The sequence below is a fragment of the Oceanicaulis sp. genome, assembly GCA_040112665.1.
Taxonomy (GTDB): domain Bacteria; phylum Pseudomonadota; class Alphaproteobacteria; order Caulobacterales; family Maricaulaceae; genus Oceanicaulis.
Window position 1 is genome coordinate 1595620 of the sequence record CP157796.1, and the last position, 23837, is coordinate 1619456.

General features: G+C 67.3%; 23 protein-coding genes. 12 read left to right on the forward strand and 11 right to left on the reverse strand.

The features are described from left to right. The first annotated feature begins 4 nt into the window (after window positions 1-4). The 5 genes from ABL308_07620 (at window position 5) to ABL308_07640 (ending at window position 5781) form a co-directional block, all read left to right on the forward strand. A complete protein-coding gene (locus ABL308_07620) occupies window positions 5-1675 on the forward strand; it encodes an AAA family ATPase (GenBank protein XBQ14832.1) in 1671 nt (556 codons plus the stop codon). A 9-nt stretch (window positions 1676-1684) separates the two neighbouring features. Then, window positions 1685-3223 (forward strand): CpaF family protein, encoded by a 1539-nt coding sequence (locus ABL308_07625; protein ID XBQ14833.1) that lies wholly within the window; start codon window positions 1685-1687, stop codon window positions 3221-3223. A 4-nt stretch (window positions 3224-3227) separates the two neighbouring features. Continuing rightward, entirely contained in the window at window positions 3228-4217 is a 990-nt protein-coding gene (locus ABL308_07630; protein XBQ14834.1) for a type II secretion system F family protein, read from the forward strand. A gap of 14 nt (window positions 4218-4231) precedes the next feature. After that, a complete protein-coding gene (locus ABL308_07635; GenBank protein ID XBQ14835.1) occupies window positions 4232-5206 on the forward strand; it encodes a type II secretion system F family protein in 975 nt (324 codons plus the stop codon). An 80-nt stretch (window positions 5207-5286) separates the two neighbouring features. Further along, entirely contained in the window at window positions 5287-5781 is a 495-nt protein-coding gene (locus tag ABL308_07640) for a hypothetical protein (protein ID XBQ14836.1), read from the forward strand. Window positions 5782-5798: 17 nt separating this feature from the next. Here ABL308_07640 and ABL308_07645 read toward each other — a convergent pair whose 3' ends face one another. From ABL308_07645 to ABL308_07655, 3 genes are all read right to left on the reverse strand, one after another. Then, window positions 5799-6398, reverse strand: a complete 600-nt coding sequence (locus tag ABL308_07645) for a hypothetical protein (GenBank protein ID XBQ14837.1) — start codon at window positions 6396-6398, stop codon at window positions 5799-5801. After that, a complete protein-coding gene (locus ABL308_07650; GenBank protein XBQ14838.1) occupies window positions 6388-6870 on the reverse strand; it encodes a sigma-70 family RNA polymerase sigma factor in 483 nt (160 codons plus the stop codon). The genes ABL308_07645 and ABL308_07650 overlap by 11 nt, the downstream gene beginning before the upstream one ends. Window positions 6871-7053: 183 nt before the next feature. Beyond that, window positions 7054-7875 (reverse strand): tetratricopeptide repeat protein, encoded by an 822-nt coding sequence (locus ABL308_07655; GenBank protein XBQ14839.1) that lies wholly within the window; start codon window positions 7873-7875, stop codon window positions 7054-7056. 100 nt (window positions 7876-7975) lie between these two features. Here ABL308_07655 and ABL308_07660 point away from each other — a divergent pair, with 100 nt between their 5' ends. The 3 genes from ABL308_07660 to ABL308_07670 all read left to right on the forward strand — a co-directional run bounded on the left by ABL308_07660 (window position 7976) and on the right by ABL308_07670 (window position 10455). Beyond that, window positions 7976-9340 carry a leucyl aminopeptidase family protein gene (locus ABL308_07660; protein ID XBQ14840.1) on the forward strand — a complete coding sequence of 455 codons (1365 nt, stop codon included), beginning with the start codon at window positions 7976-7978 and terminating at the stop codon, window positions 9338-9340. 1 nt (window position 9341) lies between these two features. Further along, window positions 9342-10133: an NlpC/P60 family protein gene (locus ABL308_07665; GenBank protein ID XBQ14841.1), complete on the forward strand. Its 792-nt coding sequence runs from the start codon at window positions 9342-9344 to the stop codon at window positions 10131-10133. A gap of 106 nt (window positions 10134-10239) precedes the next feature. Beyond that, window positions 10240-10455 carry a hypothetical protein gene (locus ABL308_07670; protein ID XBQ14842.1) on the forward strand — a complete coding sequence of 72 codons (216 nt, stop codon included), beginning with the start codon at window positions 10240-10242 and terminating at the stop codon, window positions 10453-10455. Window positions 10456-10540: 85 nt separating this feature from the next. Here the strand turns inward: ABL308_07670 and ABL308_07675 are convergent, their stop codons facing one another. The 4 genes from ABL308_07675 to ABL308_07690 form a co-directional block, all read right to left on the reverse strand. Continuing rightward, the gene (locus ABL308_07675) at window positions 10541-11584 is read right to left on the reverse strand and encodes a ribonucleotide-diphosphate reductase subunit beta (GenBank protein ID XBQ14843.1); all 1044 of its coding nucleotides are present in this window, start codon (window positions 11582-11584) and stop codon (window positions 10541-10543) included. Between the two features lie 269 nt (window positions 11585-11853). Next, window positions 11854-12801 (reverse strand): lipid A-modifier LpxR family protein, encoded by a 948-nt coding sequence (locus tag ABL308_07680; protein XBQ14844.1) that lies wholly within the window; start codon window positions 12799-12801, stop codon window positions 11854-11856. A 301-nt stretch (window positions 12802-13102) separates the two neighbouring features. Beyond that, window positions 13103-14983 carry a ribonucleoside-diphosphate reductase subunit alpha gene (locus tag ABL308_07685; protein ID XBQ14845.1) on the reverse strand — a complete coding sequence of 627 codons (1881 nt, stop codon included), beginning with the start codon at window positions 14981-14983 and terminating at the stop codon, window positions 13103-13105. A 299-nt stretch (window positions 14984-15282) separates the two neighbouring features. Further along, complete coding sequence (locus tag ABL308_07690; protein ID XBQ14846.1) at window positions 15283-16947, reverse strand: aminotransferase class V-fold PLP-dependent enzyme; 1665 nt, start codon at window positions 16945-16947, stop codon at window positions 15283-15285. A 101-nt stretch (window positions 16948-17048) separates the two neighbouring features. Between ABL308_07690 and ABL308_07695 the strand changes: the two genes are divergently transcribed. Next, window positions 17049-17510 (forward strand): Lrp/AsnC family transcriptional regulator, encoded by a 462-nt coding sequence (locus ABL308_07695; protein XBQ14847.1) that lies wholly within the window; start codon window positions 17049-17051, stop codon window positions 17508-17510. Between the two features lie 7 nt (window positions 17511-17517). Here the strand turns inward: ABL308_07695 and ABL308_07700 are convergent, their stop codons facing one another. After that, window positions 17518-18423, reverse strand: a complete 906-nt coding sequence (locus tag ABL308_07700) for a hydroxymethylglutaryl-CoA lyase (protein XBQ14848.1) — start codon at window positions 18421-18423, stop codon at window positions 17518-17520. After that, the gene (locus ABL308_07705) at window positions 18420-20126 is read right to left on the reverse strand and encodes a glycosyltransferase family 39 protein (GenBank protein XBQ14849.1); all 1707 of its coding nucleotides are present in this window, start codon (window positions 20124-20126) and stop codon (window positions 18420-18422) included. Before ABL308_07705 ends, ABL308_07700 begins: the two co-directional genes overlap by 4 nt. Before the next feature lie 146 nt (window positions 20127-20272). Between ABL308_07705 and ABL308_07710 the strand changes: the two genes are divergently transcribed. Further along, window positions 20273-21034: a glycosyltransferase gene (locus ABL308_07710; protein ID XBQ14850.1), complete on the forward strand. Its 762-nt coding sequence runs from the start codon at window positions 20273-20275 to the stop codon at window positions 21032-21034. A 61-nt stretch (window positions 21035-21095) separates the two neighbouring features. Further along, entirely contained in the window at window positions 21096-21662 is a 567-nt protein-coding gene (locus tag ABL308_07715; protein XBQ14851.1) for a hypothetical protein, read from the forward strand. Window positions 21663-21812: 150 nt separating this feature from the next. Here the strand turns inward: ABL308_07715 and ABL308_07720 are convergent, their stop codons facing one another. Then, on the reverse strand, window positions 21813-22166 hold the full coding sequence (locus tag ABL308_07720) for a hypothetical protein (GenBank protein ID XBQ14852.1): 354 nt from the start codon (window positions 22164-22166) through the stop codon (window positions 21813-21815). Window positions 22167-22282: 116 nt separating this feature from the next. Beyond that, complete coding sequence (gene phaR / locus ABL308_07725; GenBank protein ID XBQ14853.1) at window positions 22283-22861, reverse strand: polyhydroxyalkanoate synthesis repressor PhaR; 579 nt, start codon at window positions 22859-22861, stop codon at window positions 22283-22285. Window positions 22862-23088: 227 nt separating this feature from the next. Here phaR and ABL308_07730 point away from each other — a divergent pair, with 227 nt between their 5' ends. Next, window positions 23089-23814 (forward strand): beta-ketoacyl-ACP reductase, encoded by a 726-nt coding sequence (locus ABL308_07730; protein XBQ14854.1) that lies wholly within the window; start codon window positions 23089-23091, stop codon window positions 23812-23814. Window positions 23815-23837 lie beyond the last annotated feature (23 nt).

The window sequence follows — 23837 nt, forward strand, 5'->3', positions numbered from 1 at the left end:
TGAGATGAGCAAATACGCCGACGCCCTCGACACCGATTTCGACGCCCAGGACGACTTCCTGGACGCCGAGCCGAGCGACACCGATCCCTTCCTCGACGCCGAGGCGGTCGAACGCCGCATGCTCGGCGAGGAGGACATCGATCCGCGCAAGCCCGCCGAGCCCGAACCGCACCGCCCGTTCGGCGCGCGTCTGGCCGAGGCCAACAAGGACGCTCCGCCCATGGCGGACGATTTCGGCGATTTCGAAACCGATTTCGACGGCGAATTCGGCGATCTGGCGACCGAGCCGCGCAATGCGCCGCCGCCGCGCGCCCAGGCAGCGCCTCAGCGCCCTGAACCTGCGCCGAAGCGGGCCGAGCCTGCGCCCGAGCCGGCCCCCGCCGATCCCTTCGCCTTCGACCCCGAAGCCGAAAGCGGCGCGCTCGCCACGGTTCCGGGCGCCGATCTGAGCGTGGTCGGCGACGAGGAGGACGGCGGGCCGGTCCAGCCGGTCCCGCGCATCGCGATCCACGCCTTCTGCGAATCCCCCGACACCGGCCAGCTGATCCATCGCGCCGGCGCGGACCGGCGGCTTCAGAAGGCCCATGTCACCGTCGAACTCGGCGGCCTGGCCGCTGCGATCGAGCGCTTTCACGATGAAAGCACGCCCGAGCTTCTGATCGTCGAGACCGGCATGCGCGGCCGCGAGCTGTTCGGTCAGCTCGACGAGCTCGCCTCGGTCTGCGACCCGGACACGCGGGTGATCATCGTCGGCGCGGCCAACGACATCGCGCTTTATCGCGAGCTGATCCGGCGCGGGGTGAGCGAGTATCTCGTCCCGCCGATGACGCCGCTTCACCTGATCAAGACGATTTCGAACCTGTTTCTCGATCCCGAGCAGCCGTTCGCGGGCAAGTCGCTCGCCTTCGTCGGCGCCAAGGGCGGGGTGGGCAGCTCGACGATCGCCCATAACGTCAGCTGGCACCTGACCGAGTCGCTGCGCTCTGACGCGGTGCTGGTCGATCTCGATCTCAGCTTCGGCACCGCCGGGCTCGACTTCAATCAGGACCCGCCCCAGACCATCGCCGAGGCGCTGGCCCAGCCCGATCGTCTCGACGACGCGCTGCTCGACCGCCTGCTGGTGCGCTGCACCGAGCGGCTGAGTCTGTTCTCCGCGCCCTCGACGCTCGAAAGCGACTGGGACTTCCAGCCCGAGCATTTCGAGACCGTGCTCGACAAGGTGCGCCGCCAGGCGCCGTTCGTCGCGCTCGATCTGCCCCACGCCTGGAGCCCCTGGGTGCGGCGCACGATCCTGTCCGCCGACCAGGTGGTGGTGACGGTCACGCCTGATCTGGCCTGCCTCAGGAACGCGAAGAACCTGTTCGATCTGGTGCGCCAGTCGCGGCCGAACGACGAGCCGCCGAAAGTGGTCGTAAACATGGCCGGCTGCCCGAAAAAGCCTGACATCCCGCTCAAGGATTTTGCCGACGCTCTGGGCGCCGCGCCTGCGCTGGTGCTGCCCTTCGAGCCGGCGCTGTTCGGCAAGGCGGCCAATAACGGCCAGATGATCGCGGAGATCGATCCCAAGTCGAAGGCGGCGGAGGGCTTTTCCCATCTCGCGGCGCTGCTGACCGGCCGCGCCGCGCCGCAGCCCAAGCCCAAATCGCTCATCGGCAAGCTGTTCGGGAAGGGGTAGGCCCGCCTCATGTTCGGCAAGCGCCCCACAACCCCCCAGGGACCCGGCGGCTTCGGCCAGGGCGGCCCCAAGCCTCAGGCGGCCCGGCCCGAGCCCGGCGAGGTCGCGGTCAAGGCGCGGCCCGACACGCCCGAGCGCGTGGCTGAAGCGGCCGCGCCGCGCCGGCCCGCGCCGCAGGCGCAGCCCGCCCAAACGGCCAAGCCCGCACCCAAGCTCGCCGCGGCGAAGCCGCGTCCGAAACCGGCGGAGACCGAGACCGTCGGCGCGGAGCGCTCGGCCGAGTACTATGCGATCAAGACGACGATCTTCAACGCGCTGATCGACACCATCGATCTCAGCCAGCTCTCTCGCCTCGACAACGAGACCGCGCGCGACGAAATCCGCGACATCGTCACCGAGATCATCTCGATCAAGAACGTCGCGATGTCGATCGCCGAGCAGGAACAGCTCCTGCAGGACATCTGCAACGACGTTCTGGGCTACGGCCCGCTGGAGCCGCTGCTGGCGCGCGACGACATCGCCGACATCATGGTCAACGGCGCGGGCGACGTGTTCATCGAGGTCGGCGGCAAGGTCAAGAAGACCAATATCCGCTTCCGCGACAACGGCCAGCTGATGAACATCTGTCAGCGGATCGTCAGTCAGGTCGGCCGCCGGGTCGACGAATCCAGCCCGATCTGCGATGCGCGTCTGGCCGACGGCAGCCGTGTGAACGTCATCGCGCCGCCGCTGGCGCTGGACGGCCCCACGCTGACCATCCGGAAATTCAAGAAAGACAAGCTCAAGCTCTCAAACCTCGTCGATTTCGGCTCGATTTCGCCCGAAGGCGCGCGGATCCTCGAGATCATCGGCGCGTGCCGGGCGAACGTGCTGATCTCCGGCGGTACGGGTTCGGGCAAGACGACGCTTCTGAACTGCCTGACCGGCTTCATCAGCCCGGACGAGCGGATCATCACCTGCGAAGACGCGGCCGAACTGCAGCTGCAGCAGCCCCACGTGGTGCGCCTCGAGACCCGCCCGCCGAACCTCGAAGGGCAGGGCCAGGTCACGATGCGCGACCTGGTGAAGAACTGTCTGCGGATGCGCCCCGAGCGGATCATCGTCGGCGAGGTGCGCGGCCCTGAAGCCTTCGACCTCCTGCAGGCGATGAACACCGGCCATGACGGCTCGATGGGCACGCTGCACGCCAACTCGCCGCGCGAGGCGCTCTCGCGGATCGAATCCATGATCACCATGGGCGGCTACAACCTGCCCACCAAGACGATCCGGGAGATGATCTCCGGCTCGATCGACGTGATCATCCAGGCCGCCCGCCTGCGCGACGGCACGCGCAAGATCACCCACATCACCGAAGTGCTCGGGATGGAGGGCGACGTCATCATCACCCAGGACCTGTTCCTGTACGAGATGCGCGGCGAGGACGCCGAGGGCAACGTGGCCGGCAAGCACGTCTCCACCGGCATCGCGCGCCCCGCCTTCTGGGACCGCGCGCGCTATTTCGGGCTGGAAGGCCAGCTCGCCGACGCGCTCGAAGCGGCGGAGGCGTAAAGCGGTGTCGCCCGATTTCGCCTTCATCGCTGCAGCGGTCTGCGCCTTCATCGCCGTGGCCGGGGTGGGCTTCGCCTTCACCACGGGCGGCGAGCCGAAGACCAGGAAGAGCCGGCTTCAGGCCGCCGTCGGTGCGCCGAACAAGCAGCAGAACCGCCAGCGCAAGGCCGATCCGCGCGCCGACAAGCGCAAGCAGATCGCGGACTCGCTGAAAGAGATCGAGGACCGCCAGAAGGCCGAGCGCAAGAAGTCGCTGACCCTGCGCGCCCGCCTCGAACAGGCGGGGCTGAAATGGAGCCCGGCGAAGTTCTGGATCCTGTCCGCGGTCATGGGGGTGCTCACGACCGGGGCGGTCTTCATCACGGGGCTGAACATCCTTCTGGTGCTCGCCGCCGGCGTGGTGGCCGGTTTCGGCCTGCCGCGCTGGATTCTGGGCATGATGAAGGCGCGCCGGCTGAAGAAGTTCACGGCCAATTTCGCCGACGCACTGGACGTCGTCGTGCGCGGCATCAAGTCCGGCCTGCCGCTCAACGAGTGTCTGAAGATCATCGCGCGCGAAGGCGAACAGCCGGTGAAGGCCGAGTTCGAGATGCTGGTCGAAGGCATTTCGGTGGGCGTGGACGCCGACGAAGGCCTCAAGCGCATGCTGCGCCGGGTGCCGCTGCCTGAACTTTCCTTCTTCGCCATCGTGCTGGCCATTCAGGGAAAGACCGGGGGCAATCTCGCCGAGGCGCTGTCGAACCTGTCCGCCGTGCTGCGCGCGCGCAAGATGATGCGCGAGAAGGTCGGCGCGCTGTCGAGCGAGGCGAAAGCCTCGGCGATCATCATCGGCTCGCTGCCGCCGGGGGTGGGGATCATGGTCTCCATCATCTCGCCGGACTACATGCAGCCGATGTTCACCGAACCGCTGGGCCAGATGATGCTCATGGGCGGCGTGATGTGGATGGCCATCGGCATCTTCACCATGCGCGGCATGATTAACTTCAAGATGTAGGCGAGGAGACGATCATGCTTTCCTTCGCCGACTGGATCACCTCGCCGCAGAATCTGTTCGCGGTGATCGCCGCCGTGCTGGTGTTCGCCACGGTGTGGACGCTGAGCGCGCCGGCGCTCAACAAGGACCAGACGAACAAGCGCCTGAAACAGGTCTCCGAGCGCCGCGACGAGCTTCGCCGGAAGGCGCGCGAGGCGATCGACAAGGAGAAGGGCTCGGCGTCGCTGCGCGGGACCGACACGCGCAGCGTCTACCGGAAGGTCGTCGAACAGCTGAACCTCGTAAAGCTGCTCGAGGATCCCAACCTCAAGACCAAGCTGACCCAGGCCGGCCTGCGCGGGCAGAGCCCGGTCTACGCCTTCTATTTCGCGCGCTTCGTGATGCCGTTCGTGCTGTTCGGCTCGGGCTTTCTCTATCTGGCGCTGATAAACGATTTCGGCCTTCAGACCTTCCAGCAGCTCTCGATCATGATGGGACTTGCGCTGCTGGGCTATTACGCGCCGGGCATCTACCTGTCGAACCTCGCCCAGAAGCGGCGCGACTCGATCATGCAGGCCTTCCCCGACGCGCTCGACCTCTTGCTGATCTGCGTGGAGGCGGGGATGAGCATCGAAGCGGCCTTCCAGAAGGTCGCCTCGGAGATCAGCTCGAACTCGCTTGAGCTCGCCGAGGAGCTGTCTCTGACCACCGCAGAGCTCGCCTTCCTGCAGGACCGCCGGCAGGCCTATGAGAACCTCGCGATCCGGACCGCACATCCCGGCGTGAAATCGGTGGCGACCGCTCTGGTGCAGGCCGAGCGCTACGGCACACCGCTGGGCCAGGCCCTGAGGGTCATGGCCAAGGAGAACCGCGACATGCGCATGAGCGCGGCGGAGAAGAAGGCCGCGGCCCTGCCCGCCAAGCTCACCGTGCCGATGATCGTGTTCTTCCTGCCGGTGCTGTTCCTGGTCATCATGGGCCCGGCGATCCTGACTTACCAAAACATGTGACGAAACCTTCGGGTCTCTTTAGGGTTCGCCTTTCGGCGGGCCGTGTCCGCCGAAAAGCGTTTCGAGGGAGGCCTTCGCCCATGTTCGGCGGGGAGAAGGCGGCAGAGCGCCGCCGCGAGATCATGCGCCTGGCCGACGAGGCCGCCGACCACGCCCTGGACGCGCTGGCCGAAGGCGATCCCAAGCGCGCGAAGAAAGAACTTGAAGCGGTCCCAAAGAAAGTCAGCTTCGCCGACGGCGGCTGGAAGCCGGCGCTGGCGCTGGCGGTCACCGAGCTGCGCCTGGGCAAGCGGCGCGCCGGGCTGTCGCGCCTGATCGAGGTGGTCGCCGGGCTCGACGAGACGAGTCTGAGCCGCGACGACCGCAATTACCTCAGGCTCTACGCGCTCTACCGCGCGATCGAGGCGTCCAAAGACGGCAAGCCGCCCGCCGAGCTGCGCGCGCAGGCCGAGGACTTCCGCTTCGACCAGACGCTGGTCTCCGGAAAGCTCAAATCCCGGTTTCCGTTAAAGAAGATCGAGGAGACCACGCCGGCCCCGCCGCCGATCGCGCGGCGGCCGGACGACGCGGTCTAGGCTTCCCCGAACAGGTCTCAGACCTCGTCGTATTGCGCGATAAGAGCGTTCAGATGACGGCGCTCGGGCGCGAGCCGGGTCAGGAACTTTACAGCCATCCACGACAGCGACACCACGAGCGCGCCGCCGAGCACCAGGGCCGCGGAGCGCATCTCGTGCGGCGCCATCTTGCCGGTCGCGACCAGCTGGTTGAGCAGCACGTAGAGCAGGGGCGCGAACACGACAGTCGCTCCCGAGATGATGACGACTCGCCGAATAGCGGCGGCGTTGTCGGCGCGCAGAGCCTCGAAGGTTTCAAGCAGGGTGTCTGCGGGAGCAGACGCCGGAGCCGCGCGCGCGGCGATCAGGATCAGCGCGACGAACGGGATGAGGGCGAAGGGGACGAGCCCCCATTCGCGCGTCAGGTCGATGCTGTCGGCCTGGCCGGTGAGGATATCGATCCCCATCAGCGCCAGCGGGATGGTCAGCATGACGCCGGCGAACGCCATGAGCCGCCGCAGGCCGGCGCGGCGCCTGGCCAGCATCGCCTGGGCTTCGGCGGCCAGATAGGCGCTGGCGGCTTCGTCAGGCGTGTTGGCGTTCGACGCCCAGACGCGGCGCATCAGGTCATAGTCCATCGTCAGTCTCCATCAGAGCAGTGAGCTTGCTGCGGGCACGGCTCAGGCGCGCCCCGATATTCGTCTCGCTGAGGCCGTGGATGGCGGCGATGTCGGCATAGGACTGGCCCTCCAGCGAGAGCAGGACGATCGAGCGATCGACGCTGGGAAGCTCGCGGATGGCGGCGTACAGGAGCTCCACCTGAGGATCATCCGGTTCGGGGTCTGCGACGTGCAGGCGCTCATACTCGCTTTGGCGGCGGCGCCGGCGCATCTCGCTCCTGCGCCAGGTCAGGGCGCGATTGTGCGCGACCTGGAATATGAAGGTCGTCACCTTGCTGTCGCCGCGAAACGACGGCGCAGCGCGCCAGACCGCAAGCAACAGCTCCTGCAGCAGGTCGCGCTGATCCTCCCCGTCGGCGAACGCGCGTGCGATGCGGTGAAGCACGCCGGCGTGCTCTCTCACCCATCCCTGAAACAGCTCGTCGCCCACGGTTTCCCCCTGTTTTGTGAGATTAGACGCCGCGAGCGCGGCGGTTCTTACGACAAGGGGGAAAGAAAGACGCAGCCGCGCCCGGCGAGCGCGGCTTTGGTGGCTCGAAGTCGGAGAACCGGGAATGTCTCGAGGCGGTTCGTGGCCGCCGAGCCGCTGACCCCGGGCATGGCCCGGTCCGAGCTAGCGCAGGCCCTGGCGTTCCATCTCGCGCAGCCGGTCATAGCTGCGTCCGGTGCTCATCAGGGCGCGGACGTAATCAAGGCTCGCCTGAGCCATTTCAGGCGTGACGTCCACGTTCGCAAAGCGCTCGGCCTCGTCGAACCGGCCCTGAAGCGCAAGGGCGAGCGCGAGGTTCTGGCGCACTTCCGCGCCCGCTTCGTCGCGGTCTGCGGCCCGGCGCAGAAGATCTTCTGCGCGCTCGGGGTGACCGGCGAGCAGATGGGCCATGGCGAGATTGTTCAGCACCACCGGTTCGCCGCCCGACAGAAGCAGCGCCTGTTCGAACTGGGCGCGGGCGCGGTCCGACCGGCCCGACTGTTCGAGCGCGACGCCGAGCGCGTTCGCGAGCTTCCAATCATCGGGGTTGGCGCGCTGGGCCCGGCTTAGCGGTTCGATGGCCTGCTGGCCGCGGCCCGAGGCGGTGAGCGCCAGGCCGAAAGCGGTCTGAAGCTCGGCGTCTTCGGGGTGAAGCGCCAGCGCCTGACGGGCGATCTCCGCAGCGCGGTCGGCGTTCGACAGCTGGCGCAGCACGGTTGAGAGCTTGAAGGCGGCTTCGCGGTCGGCGGGGTTGAGCTCGTAGGCTTCCGCCCAGAACGCGGCCTGGGTCAGCAGATCCTGGTTCTCGATCGCGGCGCGCTCGTCTGCGGTCGCGGGCACGATGGACCGCGCCTGCAGCTCGGCGGCGAGCGCGGCCTCCTGCTCGGTCGGCTGCAGCTCGGCGTGAGTGGCGCAGGCGGTGAGGGCGAATGCCGCCAGACACGTTGCGGACAGGCGCGCGCGCATGCTCTACCTCATGGCTCTTCGATCCGGCCGACCTTGCGCCGCTCCGGGTCAAGAAGCCGTTAAAGTCCGTTACGATCGGAAAAAGGGACACGCCACGCTCATGACCGCCCTGTTCGCCAGCCCCGGTTCGAAAGCCCGCACCGCGCGCATCGTCGCCGCCGCCGATCTCGACGCGGCGCTGGACGCCCTGCCTGATGCGGCCGCCGCGCACGCCCGTTCGAGCGGGTTCGAGGCCGGGCCGAGCCAGGTGGTGATCCTGCCCGGCGGCGCAGGCGTGGACGCGCTCATCGGCGCAGGTCCCGCGCTCAGCGCCTTCGATATCGCCGGCGCGGCCATGGCGCTGCCCGAAGGCGACTGGGCGCTCGAAGCGATCCCGTTCGACCCCACCGAGACCGCGATCGCGTTCGCGCTCGGCGGCTATCAGTTCACCCGCTACAAGGCCGCCCGCCGCGCGCCCGCCCGGCTGGTCGCACCCGAAGGCTGCGAGGCCGCCGAGGCCGAGCGGGTCGCCGCAGGTGCGATGTTGACGCGCGATCTCGTCAACACCCCGGCCGGCGACATGCTGCCGAGCCATCTTGAAAAGGCCGCACGCGGGCTCGCCGAAGCGCATGGCGCGACCGTGTCGGTCGTCGTCGGCGACGATCTTCTGAAACAGAACTACCCGATGATCCATGCGGTCGGTCGGGCGAGCGCGGACGCGCCGCGGCTGATCGAGTTCGAATGGGGCGATCCTTCCCATCCGCGCCTGGCGCTGGTGGGCAAGGGGGTGTGCTTTGATTCCGGCGGTCTCGACATCAAGCCGCCCGAGGGCATGCTGCTGATGAAGAAGGACATGGGCGGCGCGGCGAACGTGCTGGGCCTGGCCTCGATCATCATGGACGCGAAGCTTCCCGTGCGGCTTCACGTACTGATCCCGGCGGTGGAGAACGCGATCTCGGCCAACGCCTTCCGCCCCGGCGACATTCTGAACAGCCGCAAGGGGCTGACCGTCGAGGTGGGCAACACCGACGCCGAGGGCCGGCTGGTGCTCGCCGACGCGATCACAAAGGCGATCGAAAGCGATCCCGAGCTTCTGATCGACATGGCCACGCTGACCGGGGCGGCGCGGGTCGCACTCGGCCCCGAACTCGCACCGGTCTACACCGAGGACGAGGCCTTCGCCCGAAAACTTAGAGAGGCCGGCGCGGCGTGCGACGATCCGATCTGGCCGATGCCGCTCTGGAACGGCTACGACGCGTGGCTGGAAAGCGAGATCGCCGACCTCAGCTCGACCGGCAAAGGCAAGTTCGCCGGCTCCATCACCGCCGCGCTCTTCCTGCGGCGTTTTGCGGGCGATGCGAAGGCGTGGGCGCATTTCGACATTTTCGCCTGGAACCCGTCCGCGCGTCCGGGCCGGCCGGCCGGTGGCGAGATGCTCGGCTCGCGCGCGCTCTGGCGCGTGCTGAAGGCGAAGTTCGGCGGCTGAGATGGCGACGGTCTACCAGGTCACCTCCGGCATCGCGCCGATCCGCAGGACGCCTCAGCCCGACGGGCCGCAGGACACCCAGCTTCTGGCCGGGGAGACGTTCACCGTCGAACGCGAGGAGAACGGCTTCGGCTACGGGACCAGCGGGCTCGACGGCTATCAGGGCTGGGTGGACATGGAGGCGCTGAGCGCGCCGGCTCTGATCCCGACCCATCAGGTCAAGGCGCTTCGGACCTATGTCTTCTCCGAGCCCGACATCAAGAGCGCGCCGGTCTGCCTGATCTCGCTGAACGCGAAGATCGTCGGCGCGCGGCGCTCGGGCCGGTTCGTCGAGGCCCAGCGCATGGGCTGGGTGATCGAAGCGCATCTGCGGCCGGTGGGCGAAGACCACGAGGCCGACTGGGTCGCGGTCGCCGAACGGTTCCTGAACGCGCCCTATTTCTGGGGCGGCAAGGAGAGCCTCGGGCTCGATTGCTCGGGCCTGATCCAGACCGCGATGGAGGCGGCCGGCCGCCTGATCCCGCGCGATTCCGGCCCGCAGGAGGCCTGGGCGAAGGAACGCTGGACGCCGGTCGAGATCCGCGAGGATTTCTCCGGCCTGCAGCGCGGCGATCTGGTGTTCTGGCCCGGCCATGTGGGCGTCATGACCGACGCCGAGACGCTGCTGCACGCCAACGGCCATCACATGATGACCGTCGCAGAACCGCTCGCGCGTGCGGCCAAGCGCATCGCGCACCAATACGCGCCGATGAGCGGAATCTATCGCGATCCTGGGCGCGGTGGACACGGCTGACCGGACGGGGCGACTGCTAAATTCTCTCCGGACCCGGAACGTTTTCTTGCGTTCGCGCGTCTTATGTGACAGATTTGTAAAGTCCCTCGCAGAAAGGGGTTCTGTCATGCCTCGCTTGTTTGTGCCTGTCCTGCTCATCGCCGCCTGGCTCGGTTTCGCGTTCGCCGCGCCGCGCCTGTTCGACGGCGAAACCACCGTCCTGCTCATGCTCGCCGGCATGGCCGCCACGGTGATCGTGCTCGCGGTGAGCGGCCACGTCTCCCGCCCCGACCCGCTCTCGCTCAGCCTGACCGGCCGCCGGCCCTTCCGCGAGACGCGTTAGGGGGGGGTGAAGCCGTCACATCGCGCAAAGAAAAACCCCGGCCGGGCGACCCGGCCGGGGTTTGCTTTTCAGGTGCGGCTTCGAGCTACTCCGCCTGAAGCTGACCGGTCAGGGCGCGGTTGGAGAGCACCTTGTCGAAGTTCGACCAGACGCCTTCATCGCCGTGCCATGCGCCTTTGGTCGCGCCCTTGGAGTACTCGGTGGCGCGCGCTTCGAAGAAGTTCGCGTGCTCGACCCCGTTCAGGATCTCGGTCAGCCACGGGATCGGGTGGTCCTTCACCCCGTAGATCGTCGGAAGCTTGAGCTGCTTCATGCGCCAGTCGGCGATGTAGCGAATGTACGCCTTGATGTCCTCGGGCGTCATGCCTTCCACTTCGCCGGCCTCGAAAGCCAGGTCGATGAACTTGTCCTCGAGCTTCACCACCGTCTTGCAGCAGTCCGCGATCGTGTCCTTGACGTCCTGGGTGAGGGCGCCGGTCTCCTCGGCGAAGGTGTGGAACATCTTCATCATGCCCTCGCAGTGCAGCGACTCGTCGCGCACCGACCAGGACACGATCTGGCCCATCCCCTTCATCTTGTTGAAGCGCGGGAAGTTCATCAGCATCGCGAAGCTGGCGAACAGCTGCAGGCCCTCGGTGAAGCCGCCGAACACCGCCATGGAGGTGAGGATGTCCTTCTCGCTCTCCACGCCGAACTGGCCGAGATAATCGTGCTTGGCCGCCATCTCCTGGTACTCCATGAAGGCGGAGAATTCGGAGTCCGGCATGCCGATGGTTTCCAGCAGCAGGGCGTAGGCGGCGATATGCACCGTCTCCATGTTGGAGAAGGAGGCGAGCATCATGCGCACTTCAACCGGCTTGAAGAGCGGCATGTAGTTTTCCATGTAGTTCGCGCCGACCTCGACGTCGGACTGCGTGAAGAAGCGGAAGATCTGCGTAAGCAGATTGCGCTCCTTCTCGGTGAGCTTGGTCGCCCAGTCCTTGCAGTCCTCGCCCAGCGGCACCTCTTCCGGCAGCCAGTGGACCTGCTGCTGGGTTTTCCAGAAATCGTACGCCCACGGATAGCGGAACGGCTTGTAGGAGAAGCTCGGGGTCAGCAGGCCGGGGCGGTCGGACGCGATCTGGGTCATGGTGACGCTCTTGCTGGGTTGCGGCGGGTTTCCGCGATGGGTTGCGGTCTACAAGGCAGTGATACACTACATCTTGTGTCGCCGCGATTCAGTTTCCAGCTGATTAACGCCTTTTCCACGGCCGATCGCAACGCCGGTTTGCGCTGTTTGATGTGAAGAACCCGCGGCGTTTTTCGTCGGAGGCTGAAACGGAAAAGCGCGGCCGAAGCCGCGCTGATCCGGACCTTTGAGCGGTCTCCCCTACCGGCGCGCCGGCGCCGGAGCTCGTCCTAGCGCCGCCAGGTCAGCGAGAACGCCGCGAAGTTCTCGGTCGTGTCCCAGCTCTGCGAAGGCATGGAGTACTCGGTCTCCCGCATGACGTAGGCGAAGCTCACGTCCGCCGGGCCCATGCGCATGGCCACGCCGGCCTGCGCGTCGCCGACGAGCGCATAGGGCTCCATCGCAAACGCGTCGCGCATGTCCAGCCCCTGTCCGGGGTCGTACATCACGGCCTGACGGTCCGCGCCGGCGAAGAACCACCAGGCGGGGCGGTCGAAATCATTGTCGAGATACTGGCCGAGCCGCACGGTCGCGCCGGCTTCGGCTGCCGTCGCGCCGTCGTCGCCGACAGACAGTCCGGCGCGCGGGGCGAGGCCGAAATCAAGGCCGTCCGAGCCGGTGGTGTCGAACGAGCTTTCATAGCGCACCGCCATGCGGCTCGCGCGGTCTTCCACGCCGAAGGCGCGGCCCGCGCTCTCGGCGAATTCCGGATCGAAGCTCAGCTGCGCCAGGCCGGGCCTGTCGGCGTCGGCGAAAGCGACCGACAACCGGCCCGAACTCCCGAGAGAGGCGATGGTCGCGCCCGGCGCATCGAAGGCGGACAGGCTGTTGCGGCTGACCGGTTCGGCGCGCGCGTTCAGGACGGAGCCTGCAAAATCGGCCGCGGCCGGACGGGTCAGCGTGAAGCGTTGCCCTGCCGTGTCGGCAGGCGCGAATCGCAGGCCTGACACGTCCGCGCTGCGGCCGAAGGCGGCGCCGGGCTGACGCGGCAGAGCCTGCATCTCTTCGTAGAACGGCGCGAGCGTCATGGTGCGCGCGTCGACCTCAGCGGCAGGGGGCTGCTGAAGCGCGCTCGCAGGCGCGGCGGCGGCGAAAACCGCGCCGGCGCAGAGCGCGAACGCAGACGCGGCCTGTGCGGCGCGCGTCATGTCCAGGGAAGGGGAGGCGGTCTTGTTCATGATGCCGTCTCGCCGGGTCCTCGCGGACCAGAGGGCGATCTCCTGTCTCGACCTTGTCTATACCATAATCCCGACCGCTGCAGAGCCTGCTTTCCGCAGTTTTTAGTTAACAACTCCCTACTTACGGGCCGGGGGCTTGACAGGAAAACGGGAGGCCTTCTGGCCGGTTCCGGATGAACGGGGCGTGAAAGCCCGGCGCTGCGGCGGCGCGCCGCATGGGGGCAGGCGATCCGGGGGCTGCAATGAAAACGCCCCGGCCGCAGCGGCCGGGGCGTTCGCATCACCATAAGCGCTGGGCAGCCTACTGGCAGGCGAGGCACTCGTCGTAATCGGTGGGCGCGGCCTGCTCCATGCTGCGCTCCATTTCCGATTTCTCGCCCGAGCCGGCGTAGGCGGCGCGCTGCACGGATTTGGACCGGCAGTAGTAGAGCGATTTCACGCCCTTCTCCCAGGCCGTCCAGTGCAGCATGTGCAGGTCCCATTTGTTGACGTCGCCGGGCAGGAAGATGTTCAGCGACTGGGACTGGCAGATATAAGGCGTGCGGTCGGCGGCGTGTTCGATCACCCAGCGCTGATCGAGTTCGAACGCGGTCTTGAACACGTCCTTCTCGTCCTGGGTCAGGCAGTCGAGATGCTGCACCGAGCCCTCGTGTTCGAGGATCGAGGCCCAGACCGCCGGCGTGTTCTGCCCCTTCGCCTCGAGGATTTCCTCAAGATAGGGGTTCTTCACCGTGAACGAGCCCGACAGGGTCTTGTGGGTGTACACGTTCGCCGGGATCGGCTCGATGCCCGCGCTGGTGCCCCCGCAGATGATCGAGATCGACGCGGTCGGCGCGATCGCGAGCTTGTGGGAGAAACGCGCCTTCACCCCGTGCTCCGCCGCGTCAGGGCAGGCGCCCCGCTCTTCGGCGAGCTTGACCGAGGCTTTGTCGGCTTCCTGGCGGATGTGCTGGAACATGCGCTTGTTCCAGGACTGCGCCATCGCGCTTTCGAACGGCACGTTCATCTTCTGAAGGAAGGAGTGGAAGCCCATCAGGCCCAGACCCACCGAACGCTCGCGGAAGGCGGAGTACTTGGCGCGCTCCATCTCGTCGGGCGCGCGGTCGATGAAGTCCTGCAGCACGTTGTCGAGGAAGCGGAACAGGTCCTCGATGAAGGTCTCGTCGTCCTTCCACTCGAGATACTTCTCCGCGTTCAGGGACGACAGGCAGCACACCGCGGTCCGGTCCACGCCCAGATGATCGACGCCGGTGGGCAGCATGATCTCCGAGCACAGATTGGACTGGCGCACCTTCAGCCCCAGCTTGCGCTGGTGGGCGGGCAGGTTGTTGTTCACCGTGTCGGAGAAGATGATGTAGGGCTCGCCGGTCTGAAGCCGCAGCTCAAGGATCTTCTGCCACAGCTTGCGCGCGTTCACGGTCTTCACGACCTCGCCCGATTTCGGCGAGCGCAGTTCAAACTCGCGATCCTCGCGCACCGCCTCCATGAAGGCGTCGGTGATGTTGATGCCGTGGTGCAGGTTCAGGCTCTTGCGGTTGAAGTCGCCCGAGGGTTTGCGGATCTCGAGGAATTCCTCGATTTCCGGGTGATGGACGTCCAGATACGCCGCCGCCGAGCCGCGCCGCAGCGAGCCCTGCGAAATCGCGAGCGTCAGAGAGTCCATCACGCGGATGAAGGGAATGATGCCCGAGGTCTGGCCGTTCTGACCGACCTTCTCGCCGATCGAGCGCACGCCGCCCCAATAGGTGCCGATACCGCCGCCGTTGGAGGCCAGCCACACGTTCTCCGTCCAGGTGCCCACGATGTCGTCGAGCGAATCGGCGACCGAATTGAGGAAGCACGAGATCGGCAGGCCGCGCTCCGCGCCGCCGTTCGACAGAACGGGCGTGGCCGGCATGAACCAGAGCTGGGACATGTAGTCGTACAGGCGCTGGGCGTGCGCGATGTCGTCGGCGTAGGCCGTCGAGACGCGCGCGAACATGTCCTGATAGGACTCGCCGGGCAGCAGGTAGCGGTCGACCAGCGTCTTCTTGCCGAACTCGGTCAGAAGCGCGTCCCGGGAGGGATCGGTCTTGACCTTCTCGACAAGGCGCAGCTTGACCGCCTTGGGCTTGCCCCGCGGGCTCTCTGCGGCCCGCGTCGCGGCGCCGCTCGTCGATTGGGCGTGATCGAATGGCGTCATCTCGTCCGTCCTTCCAGCTGCGCGCAATTCGCCTGTGCGGCGGAAGCCCCAAACCCCGCGCGCGGCTTGAGAAAACCTAGTTGTGGTGCGAGTTCCGTCCAGGAACGCAACATATAGTGCTCGGCGCTCTGAGGGCCGTCAACGGGTCGAACCCGCCGAACAGCGATTTTTTGGTAAACGAGTCCTTACCCGAAGACCGTCCGCGCCCGGAGTCGTTAAGGAGTCCGAGCAAACCGTAAAACCGGCTTTTGCTGTGGATAGTTCGCGCCGCTTTCAGCCGCGCCGCACCGCTGCGCTTTTTACGCTTTGCGCACGCTCAGACCGGCATGGCGGACGAGGCCCGCATAAGCCGCCGGCAGCGTGATCTCCGCCGTTCCGGCCGTTCGGTCCCCTGCGAGGCGTTCGGCGTCCGCGAGCGCGGCGTCGAGGTCCGGCGCTGTGTCGGAAAGGCGCGCTTGAGCGCCGTCGGCCCGCGTCCAGGCGCCCGAGCGCGGATCGAAACGGTAGTCGGCGGCGAATCGAACGCCGAAGCGGGCGATCTGCGAAATGGCGGCGATGACGTAGTCGCGCTCGGCCGCGCTCATCGACCAGTGAAAGCTCACCCGCACCCAGCCCGGCCGCAAACCGGCGTAGCCGTCATGCACGGCTGCGCGATGGGCCTGAGTGGCGCTGTCGTCCAGGCCCAGAAGCGCGTGACCATAGGGCCCCGCGCAGGAACAGCCCGCCCGCGCCTGGATCCCGTAAAGATCGTTGAGCAGCCGCGCGACGAATCGCGGGTGCAGCGGGTCGCCGCCCTCGGGCCGGATGTTGAAGCTGAACAGCGCGATGCGCCGGCCGGCGTCTTTCGGACCGTAGATCTCCACGCCCCGATTGCCGGACAGCGCCTCCAGCGCGGCCTGAAGATGGCCGTGCTCGATCGCTTCGATCGCGTCCCAGCCGATCTCCTCGAGCAGGGTCAGGGATTCGGCTGCGCGCAGGGTCTGCATCAGCCCCGGCGTGCCCGCCCGCTCGCGCGCCTCGATGTCGGCGATGAAATCGTGATCGCACGGGGTGACGTAGCGCACTGTTCCGCCGCCTGCGACCGTGGGCGCGAGCGCGGCGTCATAGAGCGACTTTCTGAAGACGAGCAGGCCGCAGGCGCCCGGCCCGCCGACCATCTTGTGCGGGCTGAGGCTGACCGCGTCGGGCGCGGCGTCCGGATCGGCCGGGCTCATGTCGATGGGCAGGTAGGGCGCGCTGGCCGCGCAATCGAGCGCGAGGATCGCGCCGTGGCGGTGCAGCAGCCGGGCGAGAGCGGCGACGTCGGTCTTCACCCCGGTGACGTTCGAGGCGGCGGAAAACGCGCCGATCTTGCGCCGGCCCGAAAAGCGCGGATCGCAGAGCTTCGCTTGCAGGTCGCTCAGATCGATCCCGCCGTCGGCGTCGAGGCCGATCGTGACGACCTCGGCGAGGCTCTCGCGCCAGCCCAGCTCGTTGGAATGGTGCTCGTAAGGGCCCACGAACACGACCGGCGCAGCCTCCTTGAGCGCAGCCTCGAAGGCCTCGCCCAGCTGCTCGCGCAGGAGGCGGCGCGTCGCCGGGGGCAGGGCGAGGCCGAGGATCTCCTGAAGCTTGGCGATCGCGGCGGTCGCACCCGACCCGCAGCTGATCAGCGCATGGTCCGCGCCCGCGCCCAGCGATTGCTTGATGCGCGCACAGGCCTCGTGCAGCGCGGCGGTCGCGGCATGGCCGGTGGCGCTGTCCTCGTTATGAGGGTTGGCGTAAAGCGCGGCGATCTGATTGACCCGCGCGTCGATCAGCGCGCTCGGCCGGCCCGACGCGCCGTAATCGGCGTAGACCAGCGGTTTGGTCCCGTAACCGGCCTCCACGCCCGCGCCGTGGCCGTAAAGCGAGCCGCGCACCGCGTCGATCTTCGCGGTGAGCATGGACGCTTGAGCGTAGGGGGAGGTGCGATCGTCGAGCATGAGAGGAGAATGCCACGCATGCAGTGGCGATTGCCGCCAAAATGCGTGTAGGTTCGCCAGGAAGCGTGGTGAAAATCACTACGAAGCTCAGGAGGTGCGGCATGGATCGCTATGACCGGGCGCTGCTGAAGGCGATTCAGGCGGACGCGGACAGGACGGTGAACGAACTCGCCGAGGAGATCGGCCTGTCGCCCACCCCGACCGCGCGGCGGCTGAAGCTGCTGGCCGAGCGCGGCTATATCGAGAAGCGGGTCGCCCTGCTGCGGCCCGAGGCGCTGGGGCTGAAGACCACGCTCTTCGTCTTCGTGCGCACCAGCCGGCACGACGAAGCCTGGCTCAAGCAGTTTTCCGAAGGCGTCTCGCGCATGCCTGAAGTTGTGGAGTTCTACCGGATGGGCGGGGAGATCGACTATCTTCTGAAGATCGTCCTTCCCGAGATCAGCGCCTATGACGCGGTCTACAAGCGCCTGATCGCGGTCGCGCCGCTCGCAGACGTCTCCGCCGCCTTCGCAATGGAGGCGATCAAGAACACCACCGAGCTGCCTTTACCGGCTGCGGGTTAGCGCGGGCCTAGCCGCGCGCGGGAAACCCGCCGGCCTTGGCTAGGGCTGAATAGACCGGGTGCTTGAGCGCAATCTCTTCGAGCCAGATCGCGGTCTTGATCAGCGTGTCGAGATCGAGCCCGGTCTCATACCCGCCCTTTTCGAGCAGATAGACCACGTCCTCGGTGGCCACGTTGCCGGTGGCCTTGGGCGCAAAGGGGCAGCCGCCGATCCCGCCGACCGAAGCGTCGATAACCTCCACGCCCGCCTCGACGGCGGCGTACACGTTCGCGATCGCAGTGTTGCGGGTGTTGTGGAAATGAAGGCGCAGCCGGGCCTTGGGCGCAGCCTCTCGCACCGCCTCGGCGGCTTTCGTGACGTGCCAGGGCGTCGCCACCCCGATCGTGTCGCCCAGCGCAATCTCCACTGCGCCGGCCGCTTCGGCGCGCCGGGCGAGCTCTGCGACGCGGGCGACGTCCACCTCGCCGTCGAACGGATCGCCGAACGCGACCGAGATCGTCGCCGACAGCGGGATCTTTGCGTCATGGGCGAGCACGGCGATCCGATCCAGAAGATCGGCGGTGTCTTCGGGCGTGGCGTTCTGATTGCGCTTTCCGAAGCCTTCGGAGGCGACCATCACGAAATTGATCTCGTCGCATTGCGCCTCGATCGCTGCGCGCATCCCGCGCTCGTTCAGCGCCAGTCCGATATAGGCGACGCCCCGGTCGCGGGGCACGTGCGCCATCAGGTCTTTTGAGTCCGCCATCGCCGGGACGAGCTTGGGGTTCACGAAGCTCGCCGCCTCCATCCGCTTCACGCCCGCCTCGATCAGCCGGTCGACGAATTCGAGCTTCACCGAGGTGTCCAGAAGCACGGGGTCGTTCTGAAGCCCGTCGCGCGGGCCGACTTCAACGATGTCGATGCGGCGGCTCATGGGCGAGGCTCCTGTGCGCAGGCGTGATCGAGGATGAGGATGGATGTCGGGTCGCCGCGGGAATAATTGAACCCCTCCACCAGGTCCACAGCGCAGGCGGTCTCCGTCAGCCGGTCCAGCGCCGCCTGACGGGTTTCGCGCTCGTCTTCGGTCTGCGCACCCTCGAGCCAGCGCGCGGTATCGACCGCCAGAACGAAGGGGGCGGGCGGGGGCTCGGCCGTCACCGCAGCCGGTCCGGTCAGGGTGAGATCGCCCCCGGTCAGGAAAGCGAAGCTGGGTTCGGTGTAGGTGGAATAAAGGGGCGCGCCGTTCGCGGTGCGCTCGAGCGCGATCCCGGCCGCGGGCGGCGAGAGGAAGAGGTCGGACGCGCCCGGCACGATCACCCCGCGCACCGCGACGTGAAAGACGAGCCCGGTGGCGACCGCCGCGATCAGCGCTGCGCCGGGCCGCCGCCGTCCTGCGGTGACGGCGGTGATCACTGCCGCGAGCAGGAGCGCGGAACTCAGCCACCACGCAGCGCCCTCAGGACCGCCATAGCCGGCCGGGACCCAGCGCATCGCCACCGCCAGCGCCAGCGCGCCGGCGAGGAGCAGCGCTGCGCCGGTCCACCGCCAGAGCGGGGCGGTCTCCGACAGCCTGGCGAAACCCAGCCCGGCGAGCACGGCGAGTGCGGGATAGGCCGGGAGGACGTAATGGGGCAGCTTGGTTGGCAGAAGCTCGAATGCAATCCAGATCGGGACCGCGAAGGCGATCACCAGTTTCGCAGCGAGCCCGGCGCGGCGGGCGGCGGGGTCGGAACTTGCGCGCCAGTCCTTGATCGCGGCGCGCACGCCTGCCGGCAGAAAAACGATCGCGGGAAAGAAAAGGACGGGCAGCAAGAGAAGGTGAAGGCCGGGCGGAGCGCCGTGGCCTTCGTCGCCGGAGACGATCTTGGGGGCGAGATCGCCGCCGATCGCGCCGGCCAGAAACCCGCCTTCGGTCATGAGCTGCACGGCGACGAGCCAGGGCGCGACGATGAGCGCGGCGAGCAGCGGGCCCGGCCAGAAGGCCAGCGGCAGAGCCCAGCGCCAGCGCCGCTCCAGCCCGGCCAGAGCCAGTACGGCGAGCCCGGCGGCCACAGGCGCGACCGGGCCCTTGATCAATGCGCCGATCCCCACCGCGGCCCACCAGGCGGCCGCCCAGGCGCGCCCACCGTTCCGGCGCGCGGTCGGATCTGTAAGGTCGAAGGCCAGTCTCAGCCTGACGAAGGCGTAGAACGCCGCCGCGCAACTCGCAGTCAGCACGGCGTCGGTCTTTGCGATGCCGGCCTCGGTCCCGAGAAGGACGCCGACGGCCAGGGTCGCGCCTGCGCCGAGCGCCGCCCGGCCGCCATACAGCCGGCCCGCCGCGAGCGCGGCGAACGCTGCGGCGAGCGCCGCGCCCAGCAGGGAGGGCAGCCGATAGGCCCAGATCGCGCGGGCTTCTTCTGAGGAGACGAGCGCGACCGCGGCGGCCTGCATCCAGTAGATCCCGACAGGCTTTTTATTGCGAGGCACGTCGAGATACCGGATTTCGACGAAATTCCCGCTCTCGATCATCTGCGCGGCGGCCTGGGCGTAGCGGGCCTCGTCGCGGTCCAGAACAGGCAGGGTGAAGACGCCGGCGAGCCCTGCAAACAGCGCCAGAAGGGCGGCGACAACGGCGGCGCGAGCCGGCGTCGGCATGTCGAGGACTCCGCCCTTCAAACCCTCGTCCTTCTGGTTGGAAACAGAAAAAATGCGTGCTTCGCTCAGCGATACGGGTATGAAACGCGGCGATCCGAACTGCAAGCGCGCCGGGCGAGCTGACCCCGGCGGGATGAAACGGCGAAATGACCAACACCTCCACCGCACCGGTCGCGAGCGCGCGCGAAGACCTCGTCTCCATCGTCGCGCCGATGCATGACGAAGAAGGCAACGCCGCCGCGCTGGCCCGTGAAATCTACGCGGTCATGAAAGAGCGTGCGCACGAGATCGTGCTCGTCAACGACTGCTCGAAGGACGGCACGCTCGACGAGCTGGTCGCGGCGAAATCCGACGTGCCGACGCTGCGCGTGGTCAGCCACCGCGCCAACGCCGGGCAGAGCCGTGCCATACGCACCGGCGTGATCTGCGCGAAGGGAGCGGTGGTCTGCACGCTGGACGGGGATGGTCAGAACCCGCCTGAATTCATTCCCGCGCTCGTCGACAGGCTGACCCGCGCCGACGCGCCCGCCGCGCTCGGCATGGTGGCGGGCCGCCGGGTGGGCCGTCAGGACAGTGCGGGCAAGAAGCTCGCCTCACGCCTGGGCAATGGGATCCGCAAGCGGCTCCTCAACGACGACGCTGACGATACGGGATGCGGGCTCAAAGCGTTCAAGCGCGACGCCTATCTGCTGCTGCCCTTCTTCGATCACCAGCACCGCTTCCTGCCGGCCCTGATGAAGCGCGAAGGCTTCATCGTGGAGTTCGAAAACGTGGGCCACAGGCCACGCACCGCGGGTAAATCGAAGTACACCAATCTGGGCCGCCTTTTCGCCTCTTTGAGCGATATGGTAGGTGTTATGTGGCTCAACAGCCGGGCCAGACGGCCTGGCGGCTGGGACGAGTCCTGAAACCCGCCGCTTTGCTTGGGCGTTGTTTCAGAGCACTCGTCGGGGGGAGAGGAGACTGACGATGGCCGGACCCACAGGCAGCGGCGTGGCGGTCGGACTTGCGTCCGCAGACCAGCAAGGCAACCAAGGCGGGGGACTCAGCGTGTTCAACATTTTCCCATTAATGCTCATTCCGGTGCTGATCTACGTGGTCGTAGGTCTGATCACCGGCATGGGCGACGTGACCGGCTTTGTCGGCACGATCCAGGATTTCCAGTCCGGGCTTTGCCAGGGCATGGCCAATGCAGGCCCTGACGCCGGCGCCTGCCGCGTGGGCGCGCTGCATGGCACGCTGTTCTCGCTGGGCCTGCCCAGCGGGGTCTGGACGATCTCCACCGGCGACCTGATCCTGATGATCGGCCTGGTGGTCCTGTTCATCGAGATGATCAAATCGGCCGGTTCGGGCACGGCGACGCTGCTCAATCACGGCCTGTCCATGGCCACCTTCCTGATCAGCATCCTGCTGTTCCTGCTGGTGCCCATGTTCGCCACCTCGGTGTTCTTCCTGATCACCCTGATGGCGCTGATGGACGTCGTCGCGGGCTTCTCGATCACCGCGATCGCCGCGCGCCGCGACCTCGGCACCTAAAGCCGGCGCGCATCACCGAACGGAAAAGCCCGGCTTGATCGAGCCGGGCTTTTTCATGTCCGGGCCAGCCCGGTCAGATCATGAAGAAGAAGACCGCCAGCACGATCGCGCCGTCGCAGGCGCGCGCGGCGAGTTTGCCCGCCCGCGCGCTCACGCCACACGCTCCATGCTGGGACGGCTGGCCGCGGCGGGGCTCTGCGCGCTGGCGTAGGCGCGGCGATAGCGGTCGCGTTCGACCGCGTCCGCGCGCAGGCCGCGGCGCGGCGCCGGGGTGTCGGTCTGAAGCGTGAGGGCGGCGCGCGCGCAGCTGCGCGAGACGGTGCCCGGGACGGTTTCGCGGTGATCGGGCCGCGCGCCGTCGCGGCGCGGCCCGGCGGGGACGAGCGCGCGCTCGCGGCTCTCCCCGCCCGCCTGACCGGCGTCCGAAGACGCCTCGACGCGACGGGCCGCCCGGGTCGGGACGGTGGAGCGGGGGCCGCGCGCGTATGGGTCGAAACCGATCATACACAGGACAATGCAACAGCCGGGCCGAAGTTTAACCCGGGATTCACCTGTGTTGACGTTTCGTTACCGGCCGCACGGGCCGTTCACGCGCAAAAACCGTCCCGAAACGGGACCGCTCAGCTCTCGCCGGCCAGCTTGTCGAGCCGCTTGCGCATCGCTTCGAGTTCGGCGCGCAGCGCCTTCACGTCCTGATCGCCTGCGTCCTGTTTCGGTTCGCTGCGCGCTTCGGCGCCGGGCATGGCCGGGGTGAACATCTTCATGGCCTGCTGGAACATCGCCATGTTGCGCTTGGCGGTCTCCTCGATCAGCGCCATCGAGGCGGCCGGATCGGTCATCGCGCCGGCCATCTTGTCGCGCAGCTCGGCCTGCTGCTTGGCGAAGCTCTGCATGCTCATGTTCAGATAGCCCGGCACCATGGACTGCATGGAGTCGCCGTAAAACCCGATCAGCTGGCGCAGGAACTCGACCGGCAGCAGGGTCTCGCCCTTGCTCTCCTCCTCGAAGATGATCTGGGCGAGCACGGCGCGGGTCAGATCCTCGCCGCTCTTGGCGTCGACGACCTGGAAGTCGCGGCCCTGTTTCACCAGCTCGCGCAGATGGTCGAGCGTCACGTACCGGCTCGCCGAGGTGTCGTAGAGCCGCCGGTTCGCGTATTTCTTGATTACGATCGGCGTTTCGCTTCGGTCTTCCGCCATGGGTGCTCCTCCGTTCGCCGGCGCGCGCCTCCCGCTGCCGGCCCGTCTCGAATTTTCTTGTCCTGCGGCTGACGATCGCCTCGACAGCCGCCGCTTATGAGTCGATAAAACCCCGGTCGGACGGGGCCGCCGGCGCCGTCCTCTCAGACAGCGATTGCTGCGCTAGCGAGGCGGCGTTGCTGCGCAGCATAGACCCATGACGGTCCGGGGGACAGGGAGATTTGAACATGGCGAGGACGGCTCTGGTGACGGGCGGAACCCGCGGAATCGGCAAGGCGATTTCCGTCGCGCTGAAGGACGCGGGCTATACCGTGGCTGCGAACTACGCAGGCAATGACGAAGCGGCGAAGGCGTTCACCGAAGAGACGGGAATCGCCGCTTATAAATGGTCGGTCGCCGATTACGAGGCCTGCGCGGCCGGGATCGCCAAGGTCGAGGCCGAGCACGGACCGGTCGACATTCTTGTGAACAACGCCGGCATCACGCGCGACGCGCCGTTTCACAAGATGACCGTCGAGCAATGGCGCGAGGTCATCGACTGCAATCTCTCCGGCGTGTTCAACATGACCCATCCGCTCTGGAACGGTATGCGAGACCGCAATTTCGGCCGCATCGTCCAGATCAGCTCGATCAACGGCCAGAAGGGCCAGTTCGCTCAGGCGAACTACTCCGCCGCCAAGGCCGGCGATCTGGGTTTCACCCGCGCGCTCGCCCAGGAAGGCGCGCGCAAGGGCATCACCGTGAACGCCATCTGCCCGGGCTATATCGCGACCGAAATGGTCATGGCGGTGCCCGAGCACGTGCGCGAGCAGATCATCGCGACGATCCCCACAGGCCGCCTCGGCACGCCCGAGGAGATCGCCCGCTGCGTGGTGTTCCTGGTTTCCGACGAGGCCGGTTTCATCACCGGCGCCACGCTGACGGCCAATGGCGGCCAGTACATGGCCTCGTAAAGAGCGCGGCTTATACGAGCGAT

What these genes read in the sequence shown, in the direction of transcription:
- ABL308_07620 (XBQ14832.1), top strand. Translation starts at nt 5, where the DNA reads ATGAGCAAATACGCCGACGCCCTCGACACCGATTTCGACGCCCAGGAC.
- ABL308_07625 (XBQ14833.1), top strand. Translation starts at nt 1,685, where the DNA reads ATGTTCGGCAAGCGCCCCACAACCCCCCAGGGACCCGGCGGCTTCGGC.
- ABL308_07635 (XBQ14835.1), top strand. Translation starts at nt 4,232, where the DNA reads ATGCTTTCCTTCGCCGACTGGATCACCTCGCCGCAGAATCTGTTCGCG.
- ABL308_07640 (XBQ14836.1), top strand. Translation starts at nt 5,287, where the DNA reads ATGTTCGGCGGGGAGAAGGCGGCAGAGCGCCGCCGCGAGATCATGCGC.
- ABL308_07645 (XBQ14837.1), bottom strand. Translation starts at nt 6,398, where the DNA reads ATGGACTATGACCTGATGCGCCGCGTCTGGGCGTCGAACGCCAACACG.
- ABL308_07655 (XBQ14839.1), bottom strand. Translation starts at nt 7,875, where the DNA reads ATGCGCGCGCGCCTGTCCGCAACGTGTCTGGCGGCATTCGCCCTCACC.
- ABL308_07660 (XBQ14840.1), top strand. Translation starts at nt 7,976, where the DNA reads ATGACCGCCCTGTTCGCCAGCCCCGGTTCGAAAGCCCGCACCGCGCGC.
- ABL308_07665 (XBQ14841.1), top strand. Translation starts at nt 9,342, where the DNA reads ATGGCGACGGTCTACCAGGTCACCTCCGGCATCGCGCCGATCCGCAGG.
- ABL308_07670 (XBQ14842.1), top strand. Translation starts at nt 10,240, where the DNA reads ATGCCTCGCTTGTTTGTGCCTGTCCTGCTCATCGCCGCCTGGCTCGGT.
- ABL308_07675 (XBQ14843.1), bottom strand. Translation starts at nt 11,584, where the DNA reads ATGACCCAGATCGCGTCCGACCGCCCCGGCCTGCTGACCCCGAGCTTC.
- ABL308_07680 (XBQ14844.1), bottom strand. Translation starts at nt 12,801, where the DNA reads ATGAACAAGACCGCCTCCCCTTCCCTGGACATGACGCGCGCCGCACAG.
- ABL308_07685 (XBQ14845.1), bottom strand. Translation starts at nt 14,983, where the DNA reads ATGACGCCATTCGATCACGCCCAATCGACGAGCGGCGCCGCGACGCGG.
- ABL308_07690 (XBQ14846.1), bottom strand. Translation starts at nt 16,947, where the DNA reads ATGCTCGACGATCGCACCTCCCCCTACGCTCAAGCGTCCATGCTCACC.
- ABL308_07695 (XBQ14847.1), top strand. Translation starts at nt 17,049, where the DNA reads ATGGATCGCTATGACCGGGCGCTGCTGAAGGCGATTCAGGCGGACGCG.
- ABL308_07700 (XBQ14848.1), bottom strand. Translation starts at nt 18,423, where the DNA reads ATGAGCCGCCGCATCGACATCGTTGAAGTCGGCCCGCGCGACGGGCTT.
- ABL308_07705 (XBQ14849.1), bottom strand. Translation starts at nt 20,126, where the DNA reads ATGCCGACGCCGGCTCGCGCCGCCGTTGTCGCCGCCCTTCTGGCGCTG.
- ABL308_07710 (XBQ14850.1), top strand. Translation starts at nt 20,273, where the DNA reads ATGACCAACACCTCCACCGCACCGGTCGCGAGCGCGCGCGAAGACCTC.
- ABL308_07715 (XBQ14851.1), top strand. Translation starts at nt 21,096, where the DNA reads ATGGCCGGACCCACAGGCAGCGGCGTGGCGGTCGGACTTGCGTCCGCA.
- ABL308_07720 (XBQ14852.1), bottom strand. Translation starts at nt 22,166, where the DNA reads ATGATCGGTTTCGACCCATACGCGCGCGGCCCCCGCTCCACCGTCCCG.
- phaR (XBQ14853.1), bottom strand. Translation starts at nt 22,861, where the DNA reads ATGGCGGAAGACCGAAGCGAAACGCCGATCGTAATCAAGAAATACGCG.
- ABL308_07730 (XBQ14854.1), top strand. Translation starts at nt 23,089, where the DNA reads ATGGCGAGGACGGCTCTGGTGACGGGCGGAACCCGCGGAATCGGCAAG.